The organism is Mycetocola miduiensis (assembly GCF_900115155.1).
GTDB classification, from domain to species: domain Bacteria; phylum Actinomycetota; class Actinomycetes; order Actinomycetales; family Microbacteriaceae; genus Mycetocola_A; species Mycetocola_A miduiensis.
In genome coordinates this window covers 1-23,105 of the sequence record NZ_FOVM01000009.1, presented here as the reverse complement: position 1 = coordinate 23,105, position 23,105 = coordinate 1, and the positions used below count along the sequence as shown (strand labels likewise).

The following is a 23,105-nucleotide window of genomic DNA, read 5'->3' as shown; positions in this document are numbered from 1 at the left end:
GGGTTAAATGGTTCAGCGCGGGTGAAAGATCACCCGCGCTGAACCGATTGACGCGCTCTGTTTAGCGAGCGCCGAGCGTGCGGGCCCAGGCGAAGAAGTCTGCTGCACTTCGAATCGTCGGCGTGCTCGTCACGGGAGCCGGGGTCGAGGGCGTGCTCGAGACCGGAGCCGGGGTCGGCGTGCTCCTCACCGGAGCCGGGGTGGGCGTGCTCGTCACGGGAGCTGGGGTCGGCGTGCTCGAGACCGGAGCCTTGGTTGAACCCGCCGGGTAGGTGGCGAAGTTCTGGGTGAAGTAGAGGCGTCCCGAGCTGTTCGCGGCGACTCCGATACCCAGCGTGTTGGCTGAAGCCTGGGTGATGTTCTTGTAGTGGCCGGGTGACGCCTTCCACGCCGCGACCACCGCGGTGACCGAGTATCCGTAGGCGACGTTCTCGCTCGCTGTCGTCCAACCGGACGGGTACTGGCTCGAGTACGACGGGTTGTGCGACATCGCGCCGGCGTTTGCCTGCTTGATGGTCCAGTTCTGGGCGACCGTGTTCAGTGCGGAGCTTTCGGCCACGGGCTTGAGGCCGAGGCCTGTCCGGATGGTGTTCGTGTCGTCGAGGATGATCTTTCTCGCCTGGCTGAGCGTGTAACCTCCGACGACGGGCTCCGCCGTCGCCTGTGCTGATACGGGCTCCGCCGCCTGTGCCGCGACGGGTCCTGCCATGATGCCGGTGGTGCCGATCACTGCCGCCAGGGCGACGGCGGTCACGCGACCGCGCTTCTTGAATGCGTGGTTAGTAATGATTGTGTTCTCCTCAAAAGCGGTCATGCCGACCGTCGAAATGAAGGTTTGACTATACACGTCCCCCTTCCGGGGGCGCCTGAGCGCAGCGCCCCCCAGCACCCAGCGAGCTCACCGCCATGATGCGGCGACGGCATCCCAAACTCGACGGTGAGGTGACTGTTTTCGGGTGTGGCCCTCGGTGACCCGCAACGTCCGAAGATGGTTGCGGGTCGCCGTCTCTCTCTCGAGATTGCCTTGGTTAAGGCTGCCGCCTTTCGCAAGGCTGCGCCTCGCGGAGCTGAGGAGAAAATTGTCACCTCGCCGGCACTAGCCCTAGTGCGAAGAAGCCTTCTCCGCACCATGCCCGGTGAGCGAACGCACCTCCATCTCGGCCGCAATCCGCGGGTCTTCCTTCACCGATGAGGTGACGGTACCCAGCCAGCCGAGCAGGAACCCGAGCGGGATGGAGACGATGCCGGGGTTGTTCAGCGGGAACCAGGAGAAGTCCGCATTGGGGAACATCGACGTCTCCGCACCTGAGATCACGGGGGAGAAGATGATCAGCAGCAACGCCGAGCCGAGGCCGCCGTACATGCTCCACAGTGCTCCGCGCGTCGTGAATTTGCGCCAGTACAGCGAGTACAGGATCGTCGGCAGGTTCGCGCTCGCCGCGATGGCGAATGCGAGGGCGACCAGGAATGCGATGTTCTGCCCCTGGACTCCGATGCCACCGGCGATCGCGAGTACGCCGATCACGACGACCGTGATGCGGGCGACCTTCACCTCACCGTTCGGAGGCACAGCCCCTTTCTTGATTACGTTCGCGTACACGTCGTGTGCGAACGACGTGGCGGCGGTGATGGTCAACCCTGCGACGACCGCGAGGATCGTCGCGAACGCCACGGCCGAGATGATACCGAGCAGGATCGAGCCGCCCAGTTCGAATGCAAGCAGCGGCGCGGCCGAGTTCACGCCACCGGGTGCGGCGAGGATGGTTTCCTTGCCGACGAGGTACGCGGCGCCGTAGCCGAGCACGAGGGTGAACAGGTAGAACAGACCGATCAGCCAGATGGCCCAAACCACGCTCCTCCGGGCTTCCTTCGCCGTCGGCACCGTGTAGAACCGCATCAGCACGTGGGGGAGCCCCGCGGTACCGAGCACGAGGGCGAGGGCGAGCGACACGAAGTCGAGGCGCGAAACCCCGGTGAGCCCGTACTGGGCACCCGGGTTCAGGATGCCTTCGCCGGCGACCTCGACAGCGTTGCCGAGGAGAGCAGAGAGATTGAACCCGTTGAGGGCGAGCACCCACACGGTCATCACCCCGGCGCCGGCGATGAGGAGGACGGCCTTGATGATTTGAACCCAGGTCGTGCCCTTCATGCCGCCGATGAGTACGTAGAAGATCATGATGAACCCGACCACGGCGATGACCACCGACTGGCCAAGCCGGTCGTTGACGCCGAGGAGCAGGGAGACGAGGCCACCGGCGCCTGCCATCTGCGCGAGCAGGTAGAAGAAGCACACGGCGAGCGTTGCTGTCGCTGCGGCAAGGCGCACCGGGCGTTCTTTGAGCCGGAACGAGAGGACATCCGCCATGGTGAACTTGCCCGTGTTGCGCAGCAGCTCGGCGACGAGCAGCAGGGCGACGAGCCAGGCGACGAGGAACCCGATGGAGTAGAGGAACCCGTCGTAGCCGTTCACGGCGATCGCACCACAGATGCCGAGGAACGATGCGGCCGACAGGTAGTCGCCGGCGATCGCCGTTCCGTTCTGGCCTCCGCTGAACGAGCGGCCGGCCGCGTAGAAGTCGTTCGCCGTCTTGTTCGAGCGCGAGGCACGAATGACGATGACAAGAGTCACGGCGACGAACGCCGCGAAGATGGAAATGTTCAGGACGGGGTTGCCGACAGTCATGAGCGCTCAATCTCCTCGAGTTCGGTCCTGAACTTCTCGGCAGCCGGGTCGAGCTTTCGGTTGGCGAAGGAGACGTACCAGGTGGTGATGGCAAAAGTGGTGACGAACTGGCTGAGCCCGAGCAGCAGACCGATGTTGATGTTGCCGATCACCTTGATCGACATGAAGTCGTGCGCGTAGTCCGCCAGGAGCACGTACGCGAAATACCAGACGAGGAAGGCGACGGTGAGGGGAAAGACAAAACGTCGATGCCGTCGCTTGTGTTCGACGAATGTTGGGGATTCTTCTACTGCCACGTAGTCGATGGCGGTGCCGGGAACGTGCGTCCCCGTGTCGTCGTGGGCCATGATCCTCCTCACAGTTCGCGCAACGCTGCGCGACGCACGGCTCTGTGCGCTGCAAAAACCCTAGTCGCTAACCATTAGCCAGGAACAGCGCAAGGGCGGTGAGTTACTTCGGCGAGGTAAAAAGGTCGGGCCACAGGCCGGCCGCGATCGGATAGCCGACGAAGGATGCCACGTCGAGCAGCGTGTGGGCGATGACGAGGGGCATCACGCGTCCCCATCGCCGGTAGCACCAGCCGAAGAGGATGCCCATCGCGATGTTCCCGAAGAACGGCCCGACACCTTGGTACAGGTGGTAGATCCCGCGGAGCAGCGCGGTCGCCAGGATGATCATCCAGTCCGTCCAGCCGCGCTCGCGCAGTCGGGTGAACAGGTAGCCGACCACGATCACCTCTTCGACGAGCCCTGCGCGCAGCGCAGCGAAGATGAGGACCGGGATGGTCCACCAATACGACTCGAGCGGCGACGCCTCAACAGCGACGGTGAGGCCGGCTGCCCGGCCACCCGCGTACAGCAGGATCCCCGGGATGCCGATGGCGAGGAACAAGAGGATGCCGCGCCACACGTCGCTCCAGCCGGCGGTGAAGTCCAGGCCGATTCTCGCGAAGCCGCTTCGCCCGCCCTGCCAGAGCAGGAACAATACGAGGGCGACGACGAACAGCCCGAAGAAGATGCCGAGGAACTGGTAGCTGAAATCCAGCCATTCCCGTTCGCTCTGGGAGGTGTTGAGTTCCGCCGACTGGTCCGCGAGGGGAGTCTCGTCGGTGACCCGCGCCACGATCGACACCAGGGAGTAGACGGCGGATGCTCCGACGCTCAACCCGAGGACGATCACGATCTCCCACCATGCTCGCGCCTGGCTCGATTCGGGCATCGGCGCTCCTGGGTGTGTTCTCGGCTGTATTGACGAAAATTACGGCGATCGACGCAGCGATCTGCAAAGAAAGTGCGGTGCTTGCAAGATTCTGCAGGTTGAGTTACTGGTTTGTAACGATTGTCCGACGAATTATGTAGTTGGGGTCCACGATACCTAGTGTTCTTGTATCCAGCGCGGTAGACGGGGCACAATCCTGCTTGCCGTACGCACTTGCACAGGAGGAAAATTGAAGAAATCACGCATGGGACTTAGCGTCCTTGCGCTGTTGTCTGCCAGCGCTCTCGCGCTGACCGGCTGCGCGCCAGGGGAGCCGGCGGCTGAAGACGAGTCCACGGGCGACGCATCAGCGATCATCACCACGAACGGCAGTGAGCCGCAACACTCGCTGATTCCGACCAACACCACCGAGAGCGGTGGAGGAAAGATCACCACGTCGATCTTCGCCGGCCTCGTGTCGTACACGGCTGAGGGCGAGATCGAGAACGAGGTCGCTGAGTCGATCGAATCCGAAGACGCAAAGACGTGGACCGTCACCCTCAAGGATGGCTGGACGTTCACCAACGACGAGCCCGTCACGTCGGACTCCTTCATTGACGCCTGGAACTACGGCGCCCTTTACGACAACGCTCAGAGTGCTTCGTACTTCTTCGACAACATTGTCGGATTCTCCGACGTACAGAACACCAAGGACGACCCGTCCGGTGCAGTCGACGAAGAGGGCAACCCTGTCCAGGTTGGCGACCCCCTCGCCGAGACGATGTCTGGTCTTCAGGTTGTAGACGACACGACATTCACCGTTGAGCTGTCGTCTCCTGAGGCTGACTGGCCGCTGCGCCTTGGTTACACCGCGTACTCGCCGCTGCCCAAGGCGGCGTTCGAGGACATGGAAGCCTTCGGCGAGAACCCGATCGGCAACGGCCCGTACATGCTCGACGGCGAAGGCGCCTGGGTCCACGAGGAGAAGATCAACCTCGTCACCAATCCTGACTACGACGGTGTACGTAAGCCGGCCAACGGTGGCCTGGAGATCATCTTCTACGCAACGCAGGATGCCGCATACGCGGACATCGAAGGTGGAAACCTCGACGTGCTCGACGCAGTTCCGGACTCGGCACTCGAAACGTTCGAAGACCAGTTCGGCGACCGTGCTGTCAACCAGCCAGCTGCGATCTTCCAGGCCTTCAACATGCCGTACTACCTCCCGCACTGGAGTGGTGAAGAAGGCAAGCTGCGCCGCGCCGCCCTCTCACAGGCGATCAACCGCGAGGAGATCACGGACGTCATCTTCCAGGGCACCCGCACGCCAGCAACCGACTTCACCTCCCCGGTGATCGACGGTTGGACCGACAAGCTCGAAGGCGCCGAGGTTCTGGATTACAACCCCGAAGAAGCCAAGAAGCTGTGGGCTGAAGCCGATGCCATCGCTCCGTACAACGAGACCTTCAGCATTGCTTACAACGCTGATGGTGGCCACCAGGCCTGGGTCGACGCTGTCACCAACAGCATCGCTAACACGCTCGGAATCACGGCCGAAGGAAAGTCCTACCCGACTTTCGCTGCTTCTCTCGAGGACCGTGCTAACGACAAACTGACCGGCGGCGTTCGTGCCGGCTGGCAGGCGGACTACCCGTCGATGTACAACTTCCTCGCTCCGCTGTACCAGACCGGGGCCGGATCGAACTACGAGGACTACTCGAGCGAAGAGTTCGACAACCTCCTCAAGGAAGGTTCGCAGGCAGCCAGCGTTGAAGATGCAACCGCGAAGTACCAGGAAGCACAGGAAGTCCTGCTCAAGGACCTCCCGTCGATCCCGCTGTGGTACTCCAACGTCACCGGTGTTTCGGCTGACACGGTCGACAACGTGGTCTTCGGTTGGGACTCCGTCCCGCTGTACCACCAGATCACCAAGGGCTAAGCTCCACCAGCCCAGCACAAACAAGCAATGAAATGTCCGGGGCGGATCCGCCCCGGACATTTCATTGATTAGACTTCTTCAGTGATTGCGACGTTAATGCACATTCGACCCGGCGAGACGACCTGATGCTCTGGTATACAGGCAAGCGCATTCTCCAAATGATCCCCGTATTCTTCGGGGCGACATTCCTGATCTACTTCATGGTTTTCTCTTTGCCGGGCGACCCCATCGCAGCGCTCTACGGCGACCGCCCTCCGGCACCAGGTGTGATTGAAGTTATCAGGGCCGAGTACAACCTCGACAAGCCGTTCATCGTGCAGTACTTCCTCTACATCATCGGTCTGTTCCAGGGCGACTTTGGAACGACATACTCCGGGCGCCCGGTCTCCGACGTCATGGCGCAGGCCTTCCCCATCACGGCTCGACTGGCCATTCTCGCGTTGCTGTTCGAGGCTGTCGCAGGCATCCTGATCGGTCTCATCGCCGGCCTTCGCAAGGGCAAGCTCTTCGACGCGTCAGCCCTCGTCGTCAGCCTGCTCCTCATCTCGGTTCCGACCTTTGTCGTGGGTTTCGTCCTCCAGCTGGTCTTCGGAGTCCAGCTTGGCTGGGCTCGCACGACGGTCTCAGGGGACGCGCCATGGGGCGAACTCGTCCTGCCAGCCATCGTGCTCGCATCCGTCTCGTTCGCCTACATCGTCCGGCTCACCCGGGCGAGCGTGTCAGACAACCTCAGCGCCGACTTCGTGCGCACTGCAACAGCAAAGGGGCTCTCACGCAACCGTGTCGTGCGTGTCCACGTGCTGCGCAACTCACTCGTGCCCGTCGTCACCTTCCTCGGTGTCGACCTTGGCGCCCTGATGGTCGGAGCGATCGTCACAGAGGGAATCTTCAACATTAACGGAGTCGGAGGGACCGTCTACCGGGCAGTGACGCTCGGTGAAGGCCCGACTGTCGTCTCATTCATCGCAGTTATGGTGATCATCTTCGTGATCGCCAACTTGCTCGTCGACCTGCTCTACGCGGCGCTTGATCCAAGGATTCGCTATGCCAAGTAAGAAATACACTCCACAGGGGCACTACGTCGCCCCTTTGGAAGACACGCCGATCGCCCCGATCGACAAGCTGGACGAGTCACAGAAAGCGCGAAGCACCTGGGCGGATGCCTGGGATGCGATGCGCCGCAGGCCCGCGTTCTGGATCTCATCCGTCCTGATCGTGCTCATCGTGATCATCGCCCTGTTCCCGGGGCTGTTCACCCAGGTGCCGCCGAACTCCAACTGCCTGCTGGCTAACAGCAACGGCGGGCCGCAGCCCGGGCACCCGTTCGGCTTCACCCGGCAGGGCTGTGATGTTTACTCCCGGCTCATCCACGGAACCCAGGCATCCGTAACCGTCGGCCTGATGGCCACCATCATGGTGACGGTCATCGGCGTAGTCATTGGAGCACTCGCAGGCTTCTATGGCGGCATCCTTGACTCCGCTGTCTCGCGTGTCGGCGACATCTTCTTCGCCATCCCCACCGTCTTGGGCGCGATCGTCCTCATGTCGGTCCTCCCGGAGCGGACCCCGGTCACCGTCGCGGTGGTCCTGGGTATCTTCGCCTGGCCACAGATCGCCCGTATCATGCGCGGAGCGGTGCTGAGCGCGAGAAACTCCGACTACGTCACTGCGTCCGTCGCCCTGGGCGTCGAACGGTCGAAGATTCTTCTCCGCCACGTCGTCCCGAACTCCATCGCCCCGGTGATCGTGATCGCCACCGTGTCGCTCGGAACGTTCATCGTTGCCGAGGCGACGCTGTCCTTCCTGGGAATCGGCTTGCCGCCGAGCGTGATGTCGTGGGGCAACGACATCGGCCAGGCGCGGACATCCATCCGCACCAGTCCTCAGGTGCTGCTGTACCCGGCAGCCGCGCTGTCCATCACTGTCCTTTCGTTCCTCATGCTCGGCGATGTCGTCCGTGATGCACTCGACCCGAAGGCGAGGGCACGTCGATGAGCCAGCCAATTACTGAGACCGTAAGTTCACGTGAAGATCCCTCCGAAGAGCCTCTGCTCCAGATTCGGGACCTGCAGGTCGGATTCGAGACCCAGCGCGGAATGGTTCCCGCCGTGCGCGGCGTCGACCTCACTCTGTACGTCGGCCAGACCCTCGCGATCGTCGGGGAATCTGGGTCGGGCAAGACCACGACCGCGCAGTCGATCATCGATCTTCTGCCCGGCACCGGAAAGGTCACCGGCGGACAGATCCTCTTCGAAGGCAGGGATCTGACGACGCTTTCGGCTCGTGAGATCCAAGCCGTCCGCGGTAACGAGATCGGCTACGTGCCGCAGGACCCGATGTCGAACCTCAACCCGGTGTGGAACATCGGATTCCAGGTTGAAGAGGCCATCAAGGCGAACAACATCGCCCAGGGCAAGGATGCACGACTGCGGACCATCCAGGTGCTCCAGGAGGCCGGGCTCTCCGACGCCGCGGACCGCCTCAAGCAGTACCCGCACCAGTTCTCCGGCGGGATGCGCCAGCGTGTCCTCATCGGAATCGGTCTCTCATCCCGGCCGAAACTGCTGATCGCCGACGAGCCGACTTCTGCTCTCGACGTCACCGTCCAGCGCCAGATTCTCGACCACCTCGCCACGCTCACACGTGACTATGGGACGAGCGTTCTGTTCATCACCCACGACCTTGGCCTTGCCGCGGAGCGTGCCGAACAGCTCGTGGTCATGTATCAGGGCAAGGTCGTCGAGTCCGGGCCGTCGCAGGAGATCCTTGCGAACCCGATGCACCCGTACACGCAGCGACTGGTCGCCGCGGCGCCGAGCCTCGCCTCGCGTCGCATCCAGTCGGTCAGGCACCGCGACCCTGAGAAAGCGCAGATCTTCTCAGAAGGATCGCTGGACGACGCACTCATCGCTCGCGCGGCCGAGCGGGAAAGCGCGGCGCCGGCGACGGATCTCATTTCGGTCCAGAACGTCTCCAAGCTCTATCGGATCCGCAAGCAGGGTTTCAAGCACGACGACCTCCTCGCCGTCAACGACGTGTCGTTCGGTGTGCAGCGCGGCACCACGACCGCGATCGTCGGCGAATCCGGTTCGGGCAAGTCCACGGTTGCCAAGCTGATCCTCCAGCTCGAAGGAATCACCAGCGGAAAGATCGAGTTCGACGGCCAGGACGTCGCCGCGCTGAAGGGGCCGGAACTGCTCAAGTTCCGGCGTCGCGTGCAGCCCGTGTTCCAGGACCCGTACGGCTCGCTAGACCCGCAATACAGCGTCGGCAACACCATCGCCGAACCGCTTCTTGCGCACAAGGTCGGGACAGCAAAAGAACGGCAAGCGCGCGTTCGTGAACTGCTCGACCAGGTCTCACTTCCGTCGGCGACGCGATACCGATACCCGAGTGAGCTGTCCGGCGGGCAGCGCCAGCGAATCGCGATCGCGCGCGCACTGGCGTTGAAGCCAGACGTCCTCGTCCTCGACGAGGCCGTCTCAGCGCTCGACGTGCTCGTTCAGGGGCAGATCCTCAACCTGCTCACCGAGCTGCAGACCGAGCTGGGGCTGACCTACCTCTTCATCACCCACGACCTCGCCGTCGTCCGCCTCGTGGCCGACAACGTCTGCGTGATGCAGAAGGGCAAGATCGTCGAGGCCGCCACCACGGACGAAGTCTTCGACAACCCGCGTGAGCTCTACACGCAGGAGCTGCTCGCGGCCATCCCCGGAGGCGACTTCGAGTTCGGACGCTAAACAGTATTGACTGCTGAGCGGGGTGGGGCCTTCGGGTTCCACCCCGCTGTGCGTCTGGCTGTGCCTCACAGCAGTGGTTCACCTTGCGTGCGGTAGGATATTCTGTTGGGTCGGATTCTGACCCGATCGACCCCTTTTTCCGCCGCAATCGAATATTCGCGGCATCCATACTTTGTAAGGAATTTTTTCATGGCGCTTGCTTCGCGCGACGATCTCCGAAACGTAGCTATTGTTGCTCACGTTGACCACGGCAAGACCACTCTGGTGGATGCCATGCTCCGGCAGACAGACTCGTTCGCCGAGCACTCACACCTCGAAGAACGCGCGATGGACTCGAACGAGCTCGAGCGCGAAAAGGGCATCACGATCCTCGCCAAGAACACGGCAGTGTCGTACAAGGGCAAGCACACCACGAACGGTCCGATCACCGTCAACGTGATCGACACCCCGGGCCACGCCGACTTCGGTGGAGAGGTCGAGCGCGGCCTGTCTATGGTCGACGGTGTCGTCCTCCTCGTCGACGCGAGCGAGGGCCCGCTCCCGCAGACCCGCTTCGTGTTGCGCAAGGCGCTCGAGGCCAAGCTCCCCGTCATCCTCCTGGTGAACAAGACCGACCGTCCGGACGCCCGGATCGATGAGGTCGTCGCGGAGAGCCAGGACCTCCTTCTTGGCCTCGCGAGCGACATGGCTGACGACGTCCCCGACCTCGACCTCGACGCCGTCCTCGACGTGCCCGTCGTGTACGCGTCCGGCCGCAACGGCGCTGCGAGCTGGAACAAGCCGGAGAACGGCACCCTTCCGGACAACGATGACCTCGAGCCGCTGTTCGACGCGATCATCAAGCACATCCCCGCTCCCGTCTATGACGACGAGCACCCCCTGCAGGCCCACGTCACCAACCTCGACGCGTCGCCGTTCCTCGGCCGCCTCGCGCTGCTCCGGGTCTTCCAGGGCACCATCAAGAAGGGCGAGACCGTCGCCTGGGTGAAGCACGATGGGTCTGTCCACAACGTGCGCGTCACCGAGCTCTTCATCACGAAGGCCCTCGACCGTTACCCGGCCGAGAGCGCCAGCCCCGGTGACATCGTCGTCGTCGCCGGGTTCCCCGACATCACCATCGGTGAGACCCTTGCAGACCCCAACGATGTGCGCCCGCTGCCGACGATCACCGTTGACGAGCCGGCCATCTCGATGACCATCGGAACCAACACCTCACCCCTCGTCGGCAAGGTGAAGGGACACAAGCTCACCGCTCGCATGGTCAAGGACCGCCTCGACCGCGAACTCGTGGGCAACGTCTCGCTGCGCGTCCTCGACATCGGCTCCCCGGACAAGTGGGAGGTGCAGGGCCGAGGCGAACTCGCCCTGTCGATCCTCGTCGAGCAGATGCGGCGTGAGGGCTTCGAGCTCACCGTCGGCAAGCCTCAGGTGGTCACCAAGAAGATCGACGGCAAGACGCATGAGCCGTACGAACACCTCACGATCGATGTTCCGGAAGAGTACCTCGGCGCGATCACCCAGCTCCTCGCCGCCCGCAAGGGCCGGATGGACAACATGGCGAACCACGGCACCGGCTGGGTTCGGATGGAATTCATCATCCCGTCGCGTGGTCTGATTGGTTTCCGGACCGAGTTCATGACCCTCACCCGCGGTACGGGAATCGCCAACGCGATCTCGCACGGCTACGACGAGTGGGCCGGCCCGATCGTGACCCGCAACAACGGCTCGATTGTCGCGGACCGCGCCGGCGTCGTCACCCCGTTCGCCATCATTGCTCTCCAGGAGCGGATGACGTTCTTCGTCAACCCGACCGAAGAGGTCTACGAGGGCATGGTCATCGGCGAGAACTCGCGCTCGGATGACATGGACGTCAACATCACCAAGGAAAAGAAGCTGACCAACATGCGTCAGTCGACGTCGGACACCTTCGAGTCGATGACGCCCTCTCGCCAGCTGTCCCTCGAGGAGTCCCTCGAGTTCGCCCGCGAAGACGAGTGTGTCGAGGTCACCCCCGGCATGATCCGCATCCGCAAGGTCGAGCTGGACGCCAACGCCCGCGCGCGTGCGACGAGCCGGTTGAAGAAGCAGAACGAGTAATACCCGCCTGCGGTTGGCGAAGCGCCCGGGATCTCGGATCCTGGGCGCTTCGTCGTTCCCGCTACGCTTGAACACATGTCGCGAGCACGATCCGATTCAGACGTGCCCACAGGCATCCGTTCGCGCCGCGTGCGAGCCACTGCGCCTCGCTCACCCGGGCAGCTTGCAACCCGGCAGGGGATCGCCGTGGGTGTGGCGACCGCCGCGTACGGAGTCTCGTTCGGTGCCCTCGCCGTGGCCGCAGGTCTCGATGTGTGGCAGGCGTGTGTGCTCAGCCTCTTCATGTTCACCGGCGGGTCGCAATTCGCGCTCGTCGGCATCCTCGCGTCAGGGGGAGTGGCCGCTGGCGGAACAGCCATTGCGAGCGCCGCACTGCTCGGCGTGAGGAACGCCGCGTACGGGATGCGGATGAAACCCGTCGTCGGTGCGACAAGCTGGTGGAAGACGGCCGGAGCGGCCTGGCTGACGATCGACGAGTCCACGGCAGTCGCCCTCGCCCAGGAGGATCCGGCGGCTCGCCGTCGTGGCTTCTGGGTCACCGGCATCGTCGTCTACCTCGGCTGGAATCTGACCACCCTGGTCGGCGCTCTCATCGGAGACCTGCTCGGTGACACCCGTGCCTACGGGCTGGATGCCGCCGCCGCAGCCGCCTTCCTCGGCCTGATCTGGCCGCGCCTGAAAAGCCACCAGACGATCGCCGTCGCGTGCGCCGCCGCCGTCGTGGCCGCTGCTCTCACCCCGGTGGTCGCACCAGGGATGCCGGTTCTGGCCGCAGCGCTTGTCGCGGTTCTCGTCGGGACGACCAACTTGCTCGGCCGCCGAACTGCCAGGGAGGCCACACCGTGACCCTTTGGCACATCGTGCTCATCGCCTCGATCGCCTGTGTCGCCCTCAAGCTCGCCGGCTACGCGGTGCCACCGCACTGGCTCGAGAAACCAGCAGCCGCACGCACCGCCGACCTGCTGACGGTCGCGTTGCTTGCCGCCCTCATCGCGGTGCAGACGCTCGGAGCGGGCCAGGCGCTTGTCGTCGATGCGCGGGTGCCTGCTCTCGCGGTTGCTGCGCTGCTGTACTGGCTGCGGGTGCCGTTCCTCGTCGTCGTGATAGCGGCCGCCGTGGTGGCGGCGCTGCTCCGGCTGTGGACCGGCATGGCCTGAGCTCGTTGCTCTGGCTGTGCACCGGAATGGCCCGAGCGCGCTGCTCGGGCGCCGAGGGGCCCAGGTGGTCGTTCGTGAGCACGGGGAGTGACCATTTGGGATCGATGAAATGCTGGCGCACCCTGGGGGATCGATCGTGCGTCAGGTCGACGAGCGCGTCCGGCCATCGGGCGGCTATGGATGCTCTCCAGCTACACTTCGAGAGTGACTGCTGCGACTTCCGCCCCGACCGCCGAGCGCCCGTCGACCGCCACTCGCCCGTCGACCGCCTCACGGGCATCCGGTGCGATCCTCGGCCTGGTCGTTGGTGCGATCTACGGCACCGTCGGGACCGTCGCGCATCAGAACACCGCCGCGATCGGCGACGTGGGTCTTCCCGTTGGGCTCGTCCTCGCGCTGATCGGAGTCCTCGGCCTGCTCCTCGGTTTCCGGTTGCTGTTCGATAACCGGGTGCCTGTGCTCTTCGCGGCCATCGGACTGGTCGGCATGATCGCGCTCTTCTCTGTCGCGAGTGCCGGGGGGTCGGTCCTGATCCCGCAGGGCCTGATCGGGCTGGTCTGGACGGTGGTTCCCGTCCTCGTCGCGACGATCGTCGTCGCCTGGCCGCGGATGCCGTCACGTACGACGGCAGAGGCGGCCAACACCCCTCCTGAGCGTGCGAACGTGCGGCACGAGCCTGAGGCGTAGACTGGGGTCTCCTGTAATCGAAGGGAACCCAGCAAACCGTGACCTACGTCATCGCCCTCCCGTGTGTGGATGTCAAAGACCGAGCGTGCATCGATGAATGCCCCGTCGACTGCATCTACGAGGGTGAACGCTCCCTCTATATCCACCCCGACGAATGCGTCGACTGCGGCGCCTGCGAACCGGTCTGCCCGGTCGAGGCGATCTATTACGAGGACGACCTGCCCGAGGAATGGGCCGATTACTACAAGGCCAACGTTGAATTCTTCAACGAAATCGGCTCGCCAGGCGGAGCCGCCAAGGTCGGTGTGATCAAGTACGACCACCCCGTCGTCGCCGTCCTGCCCCCGCAGGCCTGACCGGTGGCACTCCAGCCGCTTCCCGACTACCCCTGGGATGCCATGGCACCGTTCGCAGAACGAGCCAGGTCGCACCCGGACGGTATCGCCGACCTCTCGATCGGGTCACCGGTGGATGCCACGCCCGGCGTCGTTCGGGACGCCTTGTCTGCGGCCACCGACGCGCACGCCTACCCGACAACAGCGGGAACGCCTGCGCTGCGTGAAGCCATCGTCGCCTGGTTCGAGCGTCGGCGTGGGGTCACCGGCCTCGGCGTTGAGAACGTGCTCCCGAGCATCGGATCGAAGGAACTCGTCGCCCTGCTTCCGTTCATGATCGGGCTCGGCGCGGGGGACACCATCGTCCACCCGAAGGCTGCGTACCCGACCTATGCGATCGGTGCCGCACTCTGCGGAGCCGAGGCGAAAGCATCCGACGATCCAGCCGAATGGCCCGAGACCACCAGACTGATCTGGCTCAACTCGCCAGGAAACCCCGACGGTCGCGTGCTCGATGTCGCGTTCCTGCGAGCCGCAGTCGCCCGGGCGCGGGAACTCGGTGCCGTTGTCATCAACGACGAGTGCTACGCCGAACTCGGCTGGAGCGGACAGTGGGAGTCCACCCCGATCCCCAGCATCCTCGACGAGCGCGTCACCGGGGGCGACTCCAGCGGCATCCTCGCGATCTATTCGCTGAGCAAGCAGTCGAACATGGCCGGTTACCGGGCCGCCTTCGCGGCCGGGTGTGCTGAGACGATCGCCCGGCTGCTCAACGTGCGCAAACACTCCGGGCTCATGCTTCCCGGACCGTTGCAGGCCGCAATGGTCGCTGCGCTTATGGACGATGCCCATGTCGCCGAGCAGAAGGAACGGTACCGCGCACGCCGGGACATCCTCGTTCCTGCTTTGCTGGCGGCCGGGTTCCGAATCGACTTCAGTGAGGCCGGCCTGTACCTCTGGGCGACAGAGGGTCGTGACGCCTGGGCCTCCATCGACCGGCTTGCCGACCTAGGAATCCTCGCCGGCCCCGGGCACTTCTACGGGGAGTTCTACCCGGACCACGTGCGACTGTCGTTGACCGCGACGGACGAACGGATCCGCGCCGCGGCTTCACGACTGCAGGGATCGCGCATTTAGGAGGATTGCTCCAACGCACCGCCGAACCTGTTGGCGAATGCGACAGTAGGCCGCGCAGCCGATTAGGCTGTATCCGGACCGTGCACCGCTACCAGCGGCTTTCGCGTCTGGTCCACCGAACACACATCTCACTACAAGGAGGCGCCGTGGGTGACGTCGAGCAGGACTTCCGCGCAGGAAACCACAAAGCGACCCTGACGTACCCCGGAGGTACCGCCGAGTTCCCCATCCTGGGTTCCAGCCAGGGAGCATCCAGCCTCGACGTGTCAACGCTGACGCGACAGACCGGACTCACCGCCCTCGATTACGGTTTCGTGAACACCGCCGCCACCAAGTCGGACATCACCTACATCGACGGCGACGCCGGCATCCTGCGGTATCGCGGTTACCCGATCGAACAGCTCGCGAAGGGGTCGAGCTACCTCGAGGTCGCGTGGCTTCTCATCCACGGTGAACTGCCGACCGCCGATCAGCTCGGCGAGTTCGACGAGAAGATCCGCCGCCACACCCTGCTCCACGAGGACCTCAAGCACTTCTTCTCCGCACTGCCGCACACCGCGCACCCGATGGCGGTCATCTCCAGTGCGCTTTCTGCTCTTTCGACGTACTACGAGAGCTCGGCAGACCCGACCGATCCTGAGCAGGTCGAGCTGACCACCATCCGGTTGCTCGCGAAGCTGCCGGTGATCGCGGCGTACGCACACAAGAAGGCGCTCGGCCAGGCGTTCCTGTACCCGGACAACAGCCTGAGCTTCGTCGACAACTTCCTGCGGCTCAACTTCGGCAACATGGCCGAACCGTATGAGATCGACCCGGTGCTCTCCACCGCCCTTGAGCAGCTGCTCATCCTGCACGCCGACCACGAGCAGAACGCGTCGACGTCGACCGTGCGTCTCGTCGGCTCAACCGGTGCGAACCTGTACGCATCGATCTCCGCCGGCATCAACGCCCTGTCCGGCCCGCTACACGGCGGCGCGAACGAAGCGGTCCTCGAGATGCTCGGCCGGATCCGCGATTCGGGGGAGGGCGTCCAGCGCTTCGTCGACCGGGTGAAGAACAAAGAAGAAGGCGTGAAGCTCATGGGCTTCGGACACCGCGTCTACAAGAACTACGACCCGCGCGCGAAGATCGTCAAGGAAAGCGCCGACCAGGTGCTCGCCCAGCTCGGGATCAGCGACCCGCTGCTCGACCTCGCTAAGGAGCTGGAGCAGATCGCCCTTGAGGACGACTACTTCAAGGAACGCCGCCTGTACCCGAACGTCGACTTCTACACCGGTGTGATCTACAAGGCGATGGGCTTCCCGACCCGCATGTTCACCGTGCTCTTTGCGATCGGGCGCCTACCCGGCTGGATCGCGCACTGGCGTGAGATGAACGAAGACCCGCAGACCAAGATCGGCCGCCCCCAGCAGCTGTTCACCGGTGCGGTGGAGCGCGACCTTCCGCAGCGCTGACGCGTCAGGCCCGCGCGTGCTCGGTCGAGTTTGGTCGGACTTTCCTGAAGAGTGCCGCCGTTAGCGGCCGAGCAGCGCGCCCAAGCAGCCATTTGTGACCGAGCGGCACAGCCGCGGATGCTACCGGCCGGACTCAAGGGACGAGCGTCAGGGTGTCCCTCGTCGCCTCCGTGACGGCATCAGGAGTGAACGGCCACGCACGGGTCTCATGTCTCTGCCAGAGCGGCGTCTGGTCGATGTAGTTGGCGTGGAATGCGTGCCCTGACGCACCCGTGAGGTTGATCCAGGTGGACGAGTCCAGGTCGGCCAGGTCGACCACCTGCCGCATCGACGGGACCCAGTCGACGACGTAGCCTTCCGGCGCGTACCAGCCGACGGCGTTGACCACCGACGACCCGCCGGCGAGTTCGTACGGGCCACGATTGAAGAGCATCTCGATCGGTGCGATACCGGATTCTCCGAAGCTCGCGTTGCGGACGGTGAGGGTGTGCAGTTCGCCCCAGCTCCACTCCTCAGGGTCGTTCCCCATCAGGTCCTGAGCCTCTGTCCAGGCCCTGCTGAGGGCGAGCATGATGGCGTCGTCCCGGGTGACGATGTTGTCGTCCGGGCCCGCCCACCATTCGGAGTCCGGCTCATCGAGGAGCGTACCGACCACCTGGAACCACTGAGACCCGCCCGCAGGCGGAATCTCATCCGGCAGTTTGGGCGCGAAGGTGCCCTCGAGGAGATTGCGCCAGAAGATGTTGAAATAGGCGGCCTGGGCGCTGTCCGCGTCGTCGTGGAAGTCCCAGCCGTCGAGGAACTGTTTGCCCAGGCGTGCGTTTCCGGACGGCGCGAGGTCGGCGATGAACGGGGCGATGCGCTTGGCGAAGGCGTTGGCGTTGTCAGCCTGGATCGCGCTCATGTCTTCGGCTGTGAACCCGTCACCCGAGGCTGAGACCAGCTCGACCAGTTCGACGATGCGGGATGCGCGGTAGCCGGCATCCCAGTCCCGGGTCAGCAGGGGAGTCGAGCTCTCGGACGCGACCGCGTTGTTCGCGGTGACGATGTAGCCGGAAGGGGGATTGTACAGCGACGGGAGCGAATCGAAGTCCACGTAGCCGGCCCACGCCGTCGACGCGAACCAGCCGGGTTGCGGATGGGTCCCGTCGCCGCTCTGGCGGATCGGGATGAGTCCGGGGGCCTGGTAGCCGATGTTGCCGTCGATGTCCGCGTAGACGAGGTTCTGCGATGGCACGTCGAACAGCCGTGCACCGGCCCTGAAGCTCTCCCAGTCGGTCGCCCGGTTGACGGCGAAGATCGCGCCGGGCGTGCGTCCCGGCGTGAGCGCCGTCCACTGGAGGGACAGCTCATAGCTGCCTTCAGGCAGGTCTGCGGTCGCCGGGTAGTCGGCGGCGATGTCCCCGAAATCATCACTGATCCCTGTGACGAGCGGGCCGTGTGAACTCCAGCGGATGCGGATCGGCACATCCGCTCCTCCCGCGACCTTCACCGTCTCGTCGCGGATGGTGAGCGGCGTGGCAACCCCATCGACCTCGACGGTGTCGCCCGTCACTTTCTCCAGGAAGAGGTCAGCGACATCGGGGCCGAGGTTGGTGAATCCCCACGCAACCCGTTCGTTGTGGCCGATGATGATGCCCGGCATGCCCGAGAAACTGAAACCCGCAACGGCGAACGGGCATTCCTCCGAAACGGTCGAGCAACGCAAACCCATCTGGTACCAGACCGACGGCATGGCCGGGCCCAGGTGCGGGTCGTTGGCGAGCAGCGGTTTCCCAGACGCTGTGAGCGCTCCGGAGACCACCCACGAGTTGGAGCCGATGTCCGGGCCGGCCCGACCGAGCAGCACCGGCATTTTCCTGAGGATGTCCTTGAGCGCCACGAGCGATTCGACCGTGGCGTCGGAGACCGGCTCCAGCGGTGTGGCAGAGCCGACGGATGCCGGCGCTGGCACCGCCACGTCGGATTGCAGGATCGTCGGGTTGACGGTGTACGGGTACGGCGGGTAGAGCTGGGCGACCTGTTCCGGCGTCAGATCCGTCGCCAGCAGGGCTCGGTCGATTTCATCCTCCAGGTTGGACCGCAGATCCCATGCCATCGCCTTCAGCCACGCCACCGAGTCTGCCGGGGTCCACTTCTCGGGCTCGTAGCCGGGGATCTGCAGCCCAAGAACCGCGTACTCGAGTGACAGGTCGGCGCCGCTTCGCTGCCCCAGGTAGGCGTTCACCCCGTCGGCGTAGGCCTGGTACCAGCCGAGGGTCTGCTCGTCGAGCAGCTGGACTTCTGCTTCGGCGACCGCGCGCCAGCCGAGGGTCCGCACGAACGTGTCCGTCCCGACCTGGGATTCGCCGAACAACTCCGCCAGGCGTCCACTGGTCACGTGACGGCGGAAGTCCATCTCCCAAAAGCGATCCTGGGCGTGCACGAATCCTTGCGCCAGGAACAGATCGTGCGCGTTATCGGCTTCGATCGTCGGGATACCGGCGTCGTCGCGCTGAACGGTGACGACGCCGTCGAGCCCCGGCACCGTGAGCTCGCCGGAGAGCTGCGGAAAGGAACGTTGGACGGTCCAGATCGCGAGGCCTCCGCCGACGAGCACAACCACAACGAACACCGCCGTGACACTGAGGAAGACGGTGAAGGCGCGCGAGCGTCGACCGCGGCTTGAGGTTCGGACCACATCACTCCTTTGTGAAGAGGTAGAAGAAGGGATCAGGCGTGAAGAGCCTGGTTCAGCTCGATGCCCGCACCGGTGCGGGGCAGAACCTCGACCGCGCCGGTGACGGAGTTGCGTCGGAACAGGATGTTCGGAACGCCGGACAGCTCAACGGCCTTCACCGTGCGTGGGGCATCCCCTTCACTGTCGAGGACGAGGACCTTCGTGCCCGCGGTGACGTAAAGCCCCGCTTCGACCACGCTGTCGTCCCCGATGGAGATGCCGATGCCGGAGTTCGCGCCGAGGAGAGCCCGCGCGCCGATGGAGATGCGCTGGGTTCCGCCGCCGGAGAGAGTTCCCATGATGGAGGCGCCGCCGCCGATGTCCGAGCCGTCGCCCACCACGACACCCTGCGAGATCCGGCCCTCGACCATGGAGGAGCCGAGGGTTCCCGCGTTGAAGTTCACGAATCCTTCGTGCATCACCGTCGTTCCCGGTGCCAGGTGTGCCCCGAGGCGGACTCGCGAGGCGTCGGCGATCCGTACCTTCGACGGGGTGACGTAGTCGAGCAACCGCGGGAATTTGTCGACGCCGGTGGCGTGGACGCCCTGGCGTGACAGCGCCGGACGCAGCCGGTCGAAATCGTCGGGATGCACGGGGCCGGCGTTGGTCCAGACGACGATGGGCAGGTGCCCGAAGATGCCGTCCAGGTTGATGGTGTTCGGCTGGACGAGGAGGTGGCTCAGCAGGTGCAGCCGCAGGTACGCGTCAGGGGTGTCCTTGGCCTGCTCACGCAGGTCGATCTCGACGGTGACGATGTCGACGGTGACGTTGCGGCGTTCGTCGGGGATGGCCAGGGCTTCGATCTCTGCTGGTGCAATCCAGCGCTCCCGGCCGGAGGGCAGCATCCCGAGCTGGGGTTCCGGGTACCAGGTGTCGAGCACCGTCCCGTCCGCACTCACCGTGGCGAGGCCGTAGCCCCAGGCATGGGTCGGGGTGGCAGGGTTTCCGGAAGCACTCGTCATGCCTCAAGGCTAGCGAATGCCGCCGGCTCCCGGCGCCGGACCGCTCTGCGTTCCCGCCCATAGACTGATGCAATGCCGGATCAGCCTCTCGACGTTCCCCTGCTCGACCTCTCTGCCGGTTCGGTGGACCTCACCCAGGCGATTTGCGACATCGAATCCGTGTCGGGGAACGAGAAAACGCTGGCGGATGCCATCGAACTCGCGTTGGCCTCGTACCCTCACCTCGACGTCACCCGCGACGGGAACACGATCGTGGCGCGCACGATGCAGGGCAGGAGCAGGCGGGTCATCGTCGCCGGGCACATCGACACTGTGCCGTTGAACGACAACCTGCCCACCCGCTTCGAAACGATCGACGGCCGGGACTACCTGTGGGGCAGGGGGACCGTCGACATGAAAAGCGGTGTCGCCGTCCAACTCAAGCTCGCGGCTGAGCTCACCGCACCCGCTCACGACGTGACCTGGATGTGGTACGACAACGAAGAGGTGGCCAGCGACATCAACGGGCTGAAACTGCTCGCCGAACGCCGGCCTGACCTCTTCGTCGGCGACTTCGCCATCCTGGGTGAACCGACCCGCGGCGACATCGAGGGCGGATGCAACGGCACCCTCCGTGTCGACATCACGACGACGGGGCTCCGCGCGCATTCGGCGCGCAGCTGGGTCGGCGACAACGCCATCCACAAGGCGGCGCCCATCCTCGACATCCTCGCCGCATACGAGCCGCGCTCGATCGAAGTGGACGGCCTCGTCTACCGCGAGGGGCTCAACGCGGTCGGAATCTCCGGCGGTATCGCAGGCAACGTCATCCCGGACGAATGCACGGTGCAGGTGAACTACCGGTTCGCACCCAGCCGCAGCGCCGCCGAAGCGGAGGCGGAGGTTCGCGAACTTTTCGCCGGCTTCGAGGTGACCCTGACGGATGCCGCCGACGGCGCCAGGCCCGGACTGGACGCTCCGATCGCGCAGGAATTCCTCGCTGCCGTCGGGGGTCGCGCGCTACCGAAATACGGCTGGACCGACGTCGCCCGGTTCTCGGCCCGTGGCATTCCCGCCGTCAACTTCGGGCCAGGCGACCCGCTCAAGGCCCACGCCGATGACGAACGGGTCGCGCTCGACGAGATCACGGGCTGCGAGGCGGCGCTGCGCAGCTGGCTGTCCGGCTCGAGTGGCTGAGGTCGGAGCCAGGCCGATCGTCGACCTGTGGCGGCGAATCCCGTGGTGGGGCCAGGCGCTTCTCATCTTCGGCGCGGCCCGGGTCGTGACCACGGGCATCCTGCTCGTCGTCGCGGCGCAGCAACCGGCGAACGCCTGGACGGGCCCGAGCCCCGGCTATGCGGATTTCGCGTCGATGTGGGACGGCCGCTGGTACAACATCGTCGCCGAATCCGGGTACCCGAGTGTTCTTCCGCTCACCGAAGACGGGCACGTCGGCGAGAACGCGTGGGCGTTCATGCCGGTGTACCCGGCGGTCGTCCGGCTGTTGATGCTTCTCACCGGGGTGCCGTGGGCCCCGACGGCCGTCGTCGTCTCGATCGCGTGCGGTTTCGCCTCCGCGGTCGTCGTTGCGCGGATCTTCCGCTTGGCCCTCCCGGCAGGAACCGCCATGTTCGCCGTCGTCTGCTATTCGGTGGCCCCGCTCTCGCCGATCCTGCAGGTGGCTTACGCGGAGTCCGTGCACCTTCTCCTTCTCGCCGTCTCGCTTTACCTCGTGATGCGCCGCCGGTACTGGCTGGTGCTGCCGGTCATCGCCGTCGCGTCATTCACCCGGCCGAGCGGGCTCGCTTTTGCGCTGTTCCTGCTGTTGCACGTGCTGCACCGCTGGTGGACAAGGCGAAGCGACCCGTTCCCTGCGGGTGAGGCGATCGCGGCGTCCGTTGCAGCGGTTTTCAGCGGAATCGCCGGACTCGGCTGGCTTCTGATCGCCTGGGCCGTCACCGGCTCGCTCACCGCATACACCGACACCGAGCTGGCCTGGCGGTCGGCCTATATCGGGTACACCGAACTGGTGCCGTTCTCGGGCTGGTTCCAGGGGCTCGACTGGTGGGCCGTCAACGGGCTGGGACTGCCTGCTGGATTCTGGTGGGGCGCGATGGGCGTCGTGCTCCTCGTCATAATCGCTATTGCGCTTCTTCTGTCTCCGGCGGGCAAACGGCTGGGGGTGGATCTGAGACTGTGGGTGGCGAGCTACCTGATCTATCTCTTCGCCGTGTTCTTTCCGCAGTCGAGCACATTCCGGCTGCTTGTTCCGATCTTCCCGTTGGCCGGGGTGCTCGCGCAGCCGCGATCCGTCGTGTACCGGTGCTCGATCGTCGCGCTCAGCATCGTGGCGCAGGTCGGCTGGATCCTCATCGCCTGGCGGGTCGATGGTTACGACTGGACGCCGCCGTAAGCTGCCCCCAGTAAGGGACACGAATCCGGCCGATTTCGCCTGTCCGCCCCGGATGGCAGATAATAGAGTTCTAAGCAACGAAAGGGGCGCGGAATGGCAGCGATGAAGCCGAGGACTGGGGATGGGCCAATGGAGGCCGTGAAGGAGGGTCGGCTGATCATCGTTCGGGTTCCACTCGAAGGCGGCGGACGACTCGTCGTCTCCGTTAACGATGCTGAAGCCAAAGAACTCCACGATGCACTTGCCGGGGTTGTTTCCCCGAGCTAGTTGTACTGCACAGGGACGTTGGTTGAATCGGTGTGACGACTCGCTGTAGTTGCTGCGAATGAGGTGAGGACCTCCGGTTGCAGAGTGGGAGTTGCTTAGACAAACACTCTCGACAGCCAGGAGGTCCTCGATGTCCCACGCTAATGCTGCTCTAACTCCACGCCAACGACTTCGAGTGGCGCGGCTGATCATCGATCAGGGCTGGCCAGTCTCACAGGCCGCGAAAGCGTTCAACTGCTCCTGGCCGACAGCGAACCGGTGGGCCGAACGATACGCCGCGATGGGCGAGGCCGGGATGCAGGACCGGTCCTCGCGCCCGCACCGGATCTCGAACCGGAC

The 23,105-nt window shown here is 64.7% G+C and carries 21 protein-coding genes; 15 read left to right on the top strand and 6 right to left on the bottom strand.

Annotated features, from left to right (window positions below):
• Positions 1-61: 61 nt before the first annotated feature.
• The 4 genes from BM197_RS13840 to BM197_RS13825 form a co-directional block, all read right to left on the bottom strand.
• Complete coding sequence (locus tag BM197_RS13840; protein ID WP_143095082.1) at positions 62-847, bottom strand: CAP domain-containing protein; 786 nt, start codon at positions 845-847, stop codon at positions 62-64.
• A 255-nt stretch (positions 848-1,102) separates the two neighbouring features.
• The gene (locus BM197_RS13835; RefSeq protein ID WP_090712560.1) at positions 1,103-2,683 is read right to left on the bottom strand and encodes a solute symporter family protein; all 1,581 of its coding nucleotides are present in this window, start codon (positions 2,681-2,683) and stop codon (positions 1,103-1,105) included.
• Positions 2,680-3,030 (bottom strand): DUF485 domain-containing protein, encoded by a 351-nt coding sequence (locus BM197_RS13830; RefSeq protein ID WP_090712558.1) that lies wholly within the window; start codon positions 3,028-3,030, stop codon positions 2,680-2,682. Before BM197_RS13830 ends, BM197_RS13835 begins: the two co-directional genes overlap by 4 nt.
• Positions 3,031-3,133: 103 nt before the next feature.
• Positions 3,134-3,901, bottom strand: coding sequence for a CPBP family intramembrane glutamic endopeptidase (locus BM197_RS13825; protein WP_090712556.1), 768 nt, complete (start codon positions 3,899-3,901; stop codon positions 3,134-3,136).
• A 244-nt stretch (positions 3,902-4,145) separates the two neighbouring features.
• On the opposite strand from BM197_RS13825, the gene BM197_RS13820 reads away from it, so the two are divergent.
• From BM197_RS13820 to BM197_RS13770, 11 genes are all read left to right on the top strand, one after another.
• Positions 4,146-5,819 (top strand): peptide ABC transporter substrate-binding protein, encoded by a 1,674-nt coding sequence (locus tag BM197_RS13820; RefSeq protein ID WP_245762552.1) that lies wholly within the window; start codon positions 4,146-4,148, stop codon positions 5,817-5,819.
• Positions 5,820-5,944: 125 nt separating this feature from the next.
• Entirely contained in the window at positions 5,945-6,874 is a 930-nt protein-coding gene (locus BM197_RS13815; protein ID WP_090712553.1) for an ABC transporter permease, read from the top strand.
• The gene (locus tag BM197_RS13810; protein ID WP_090712551.1) at positions 6,864-7,814 is read left to right on the top strand and encodes an ABC transporter permease; all 951 of its coding nucleotides are present in this window, start codon (positions 6,864-6,866) and stop codon (positions 7,812-7,814) included. Before BM197_RS13815 ends, BM197_RS13810 begins: the two co-directional genes overlap by 11 nt.
• The gene (locus BM197_RS13805) at positions 7,811-9,559 is read left to right on the top strand and encodes a dipeptide ABC transporter ATP-binding protein (protein ID WP_090712549.1); all 1,749 of its coding nucleotides are present in this window, start codon (positions 7,811-7,813) and stop codon (positions 9,557-9,559) included. The genes BM197_RS13810 and BM197_RS13805 overlap by 4 nt, the downstream gene beginning before the upstream one ends.
• Before the next feature lie 189 nt (positions 9,560-9,748).
• Positions 9,749-11,656, top strand: a complete 1,908-nt coding sequence (typA, locus tag BM197_RS13800; RefSeq protein ID WP_090712547.1) for a translational GTPase TypA — start codon at positions 9,749-9,751, stop codon at positions 11,654-11,656.
• 75 nt (positions 11,657-11,731) lie between these two features.
• Positions 11,732-12,502, top strand: coding sequence for an AzlC family ABC transporter permease (locus tag BM197_RS13795; RefSeq protein WP_090712545.1), 771 nt, complete (start codon positions 11,732-11,734; stop codon positions 12,500-12,502).
• Positions 12,499-12,813, top strand: a complete 315-nt coding sequence (locus tag BM197_RS13790) for an AzlD domain-containing protein (RefSeq protein WP_090712543.1) — start codon at positions 12,499-12,501, stop codon at positions 12,811-12,813. The genes BM197_RS13795 and BM197_RS13790 overlap by 4 nt, the downstream gene beginning before the upstream one ends.
• Positions 12,814-13,017: 204 nt before the next feature.
• Positions 13,018-13,500 carry a hypothetical protein gene (locus BM197_RS13785; RefSeq protein WP_090712541.1) on the top strand — a complete coding sequence of 161 codons (483 nt, stop codon included), beginning with the start codon at positions 13,018-13,020 and terminating at the stop codon, positions 13,498-13,500.
• Between the two features lie 38 nt (positions 13,501-13,538).
• The gene (fdxA, locus tag BM197_RS13780) at positions 13,539-13,856 is read left to right on the top strand and encodes a ferredoxin (protein WP_090712540.1); all 318 of its coding nucleotides are present in this window, start codon (positions 13,539-13,541) and stop codon (positions 13,854-13,856) included.
• 3 nt (positions 13,857-13,859) lie between these two features.
• Positions 13,860-14,972: a succinyldiaminopimelate transaminase gene (dapC, locus tag BM197_RS13775; protein ID WP_090712538.1), complete on the top strand. Its 1,113-nt coding sequence runs from the start codon at positions 13,860-13,862 to the stop codon at positions 14,970-14,972.
• Positions 14,973-15,118: 146 nt separating this feature from the next.
• Positions 15,119-16,426 (top strand): citrate synthase, encoded by a 1,308-nt coding sequence (locus tag BM197_RS13770; protein WP_090712536.1) that lies wholly within the window; start codon positions 15,119-15,121, stop codon positions 16,424-16,426.
• A gap of 133 nt (positions 16,427-16,559) precedes the next feature.
• Here BM197_RS13770 and BM197_RS13765 read toward each other — a convergent pair whose 3' ends face one another.
• Both BM197_RS13765 and dapD read right to left on the bottom strand, forming a co-directional pair.
• Positions 16,560-19,106, bottom strand: a complete 2,547-nt coding sequence (locus BM197_RS13765) for a penicillin acylase family protein (RefSeq protein WP_218151873.1) — start codon at positions 19,104-19,106, stop codon at positions 16,560-16,562.
• A 32-nt stretch (positions 19,107-19,138) separates the two neighbouring features.
• A complete protein-coding gene (dapD, locus tag BM197_RS13760) occupies positions 19,139-20,107 on the bottom strand; it encodes a 2,3,4,5-tetrahydropyridine-2,6-dicarboxylate N-succinyltransferase (protein ID WP_090712534.1) in 969 nt (322 codons plus the stop codon).
• 72 nt (positions 20,108-20,179) lie between these two features.
• Between dapD and dapE the strand changes: the two genes are divergently transcribed.
• From dapE to BM197_RS13740, 4 genes are all read left to right on the top strand, one after another.
• Positions 20,180-21,283 (top strand): succinyl-diaminopimelate desuccinylase, encoded by a 1,104-nt coding sequence (dapE, locus tag BM197_RS13755; protein ID WP_090712532.1) that lies wholly within the window; start codon positions 20,180-20,182, stop codon positions 21,281-21,283.
• A complete protein-coding gene (locus BM197_RS13750; RefSeq protein WP_245762551.1) occupies positions 21,276-22,499 on the top strand; it encodes a hypothetical protein in 1,224 nt (407 codons plus the stop codon). Before dapE ends, BM197_RS13750 begins: the two co-directional genes overlap by 8 nt.
• A 93-nt stretch (positions 22,500-22,592) precedes the next feature.
• A complete protein-coding gene (locus BM197_RS13745) occupies positions 22,593-22,766 on the top strand; it encodes a DUF3117 domain-containing protein (RefSeq protein ID WP_090712530.1) in 174 nt (57 codons plus the stop codon).
• 130 nt (positions 22,767-22,896) lie between these two features.
• The coding region (locus BM197_RS13740; protein WP_143095081.1) for a helix-turn-helix domain-containing protein at positions 22,897-23,105 on the top strand (209 nt) is incomplete at its 3' end.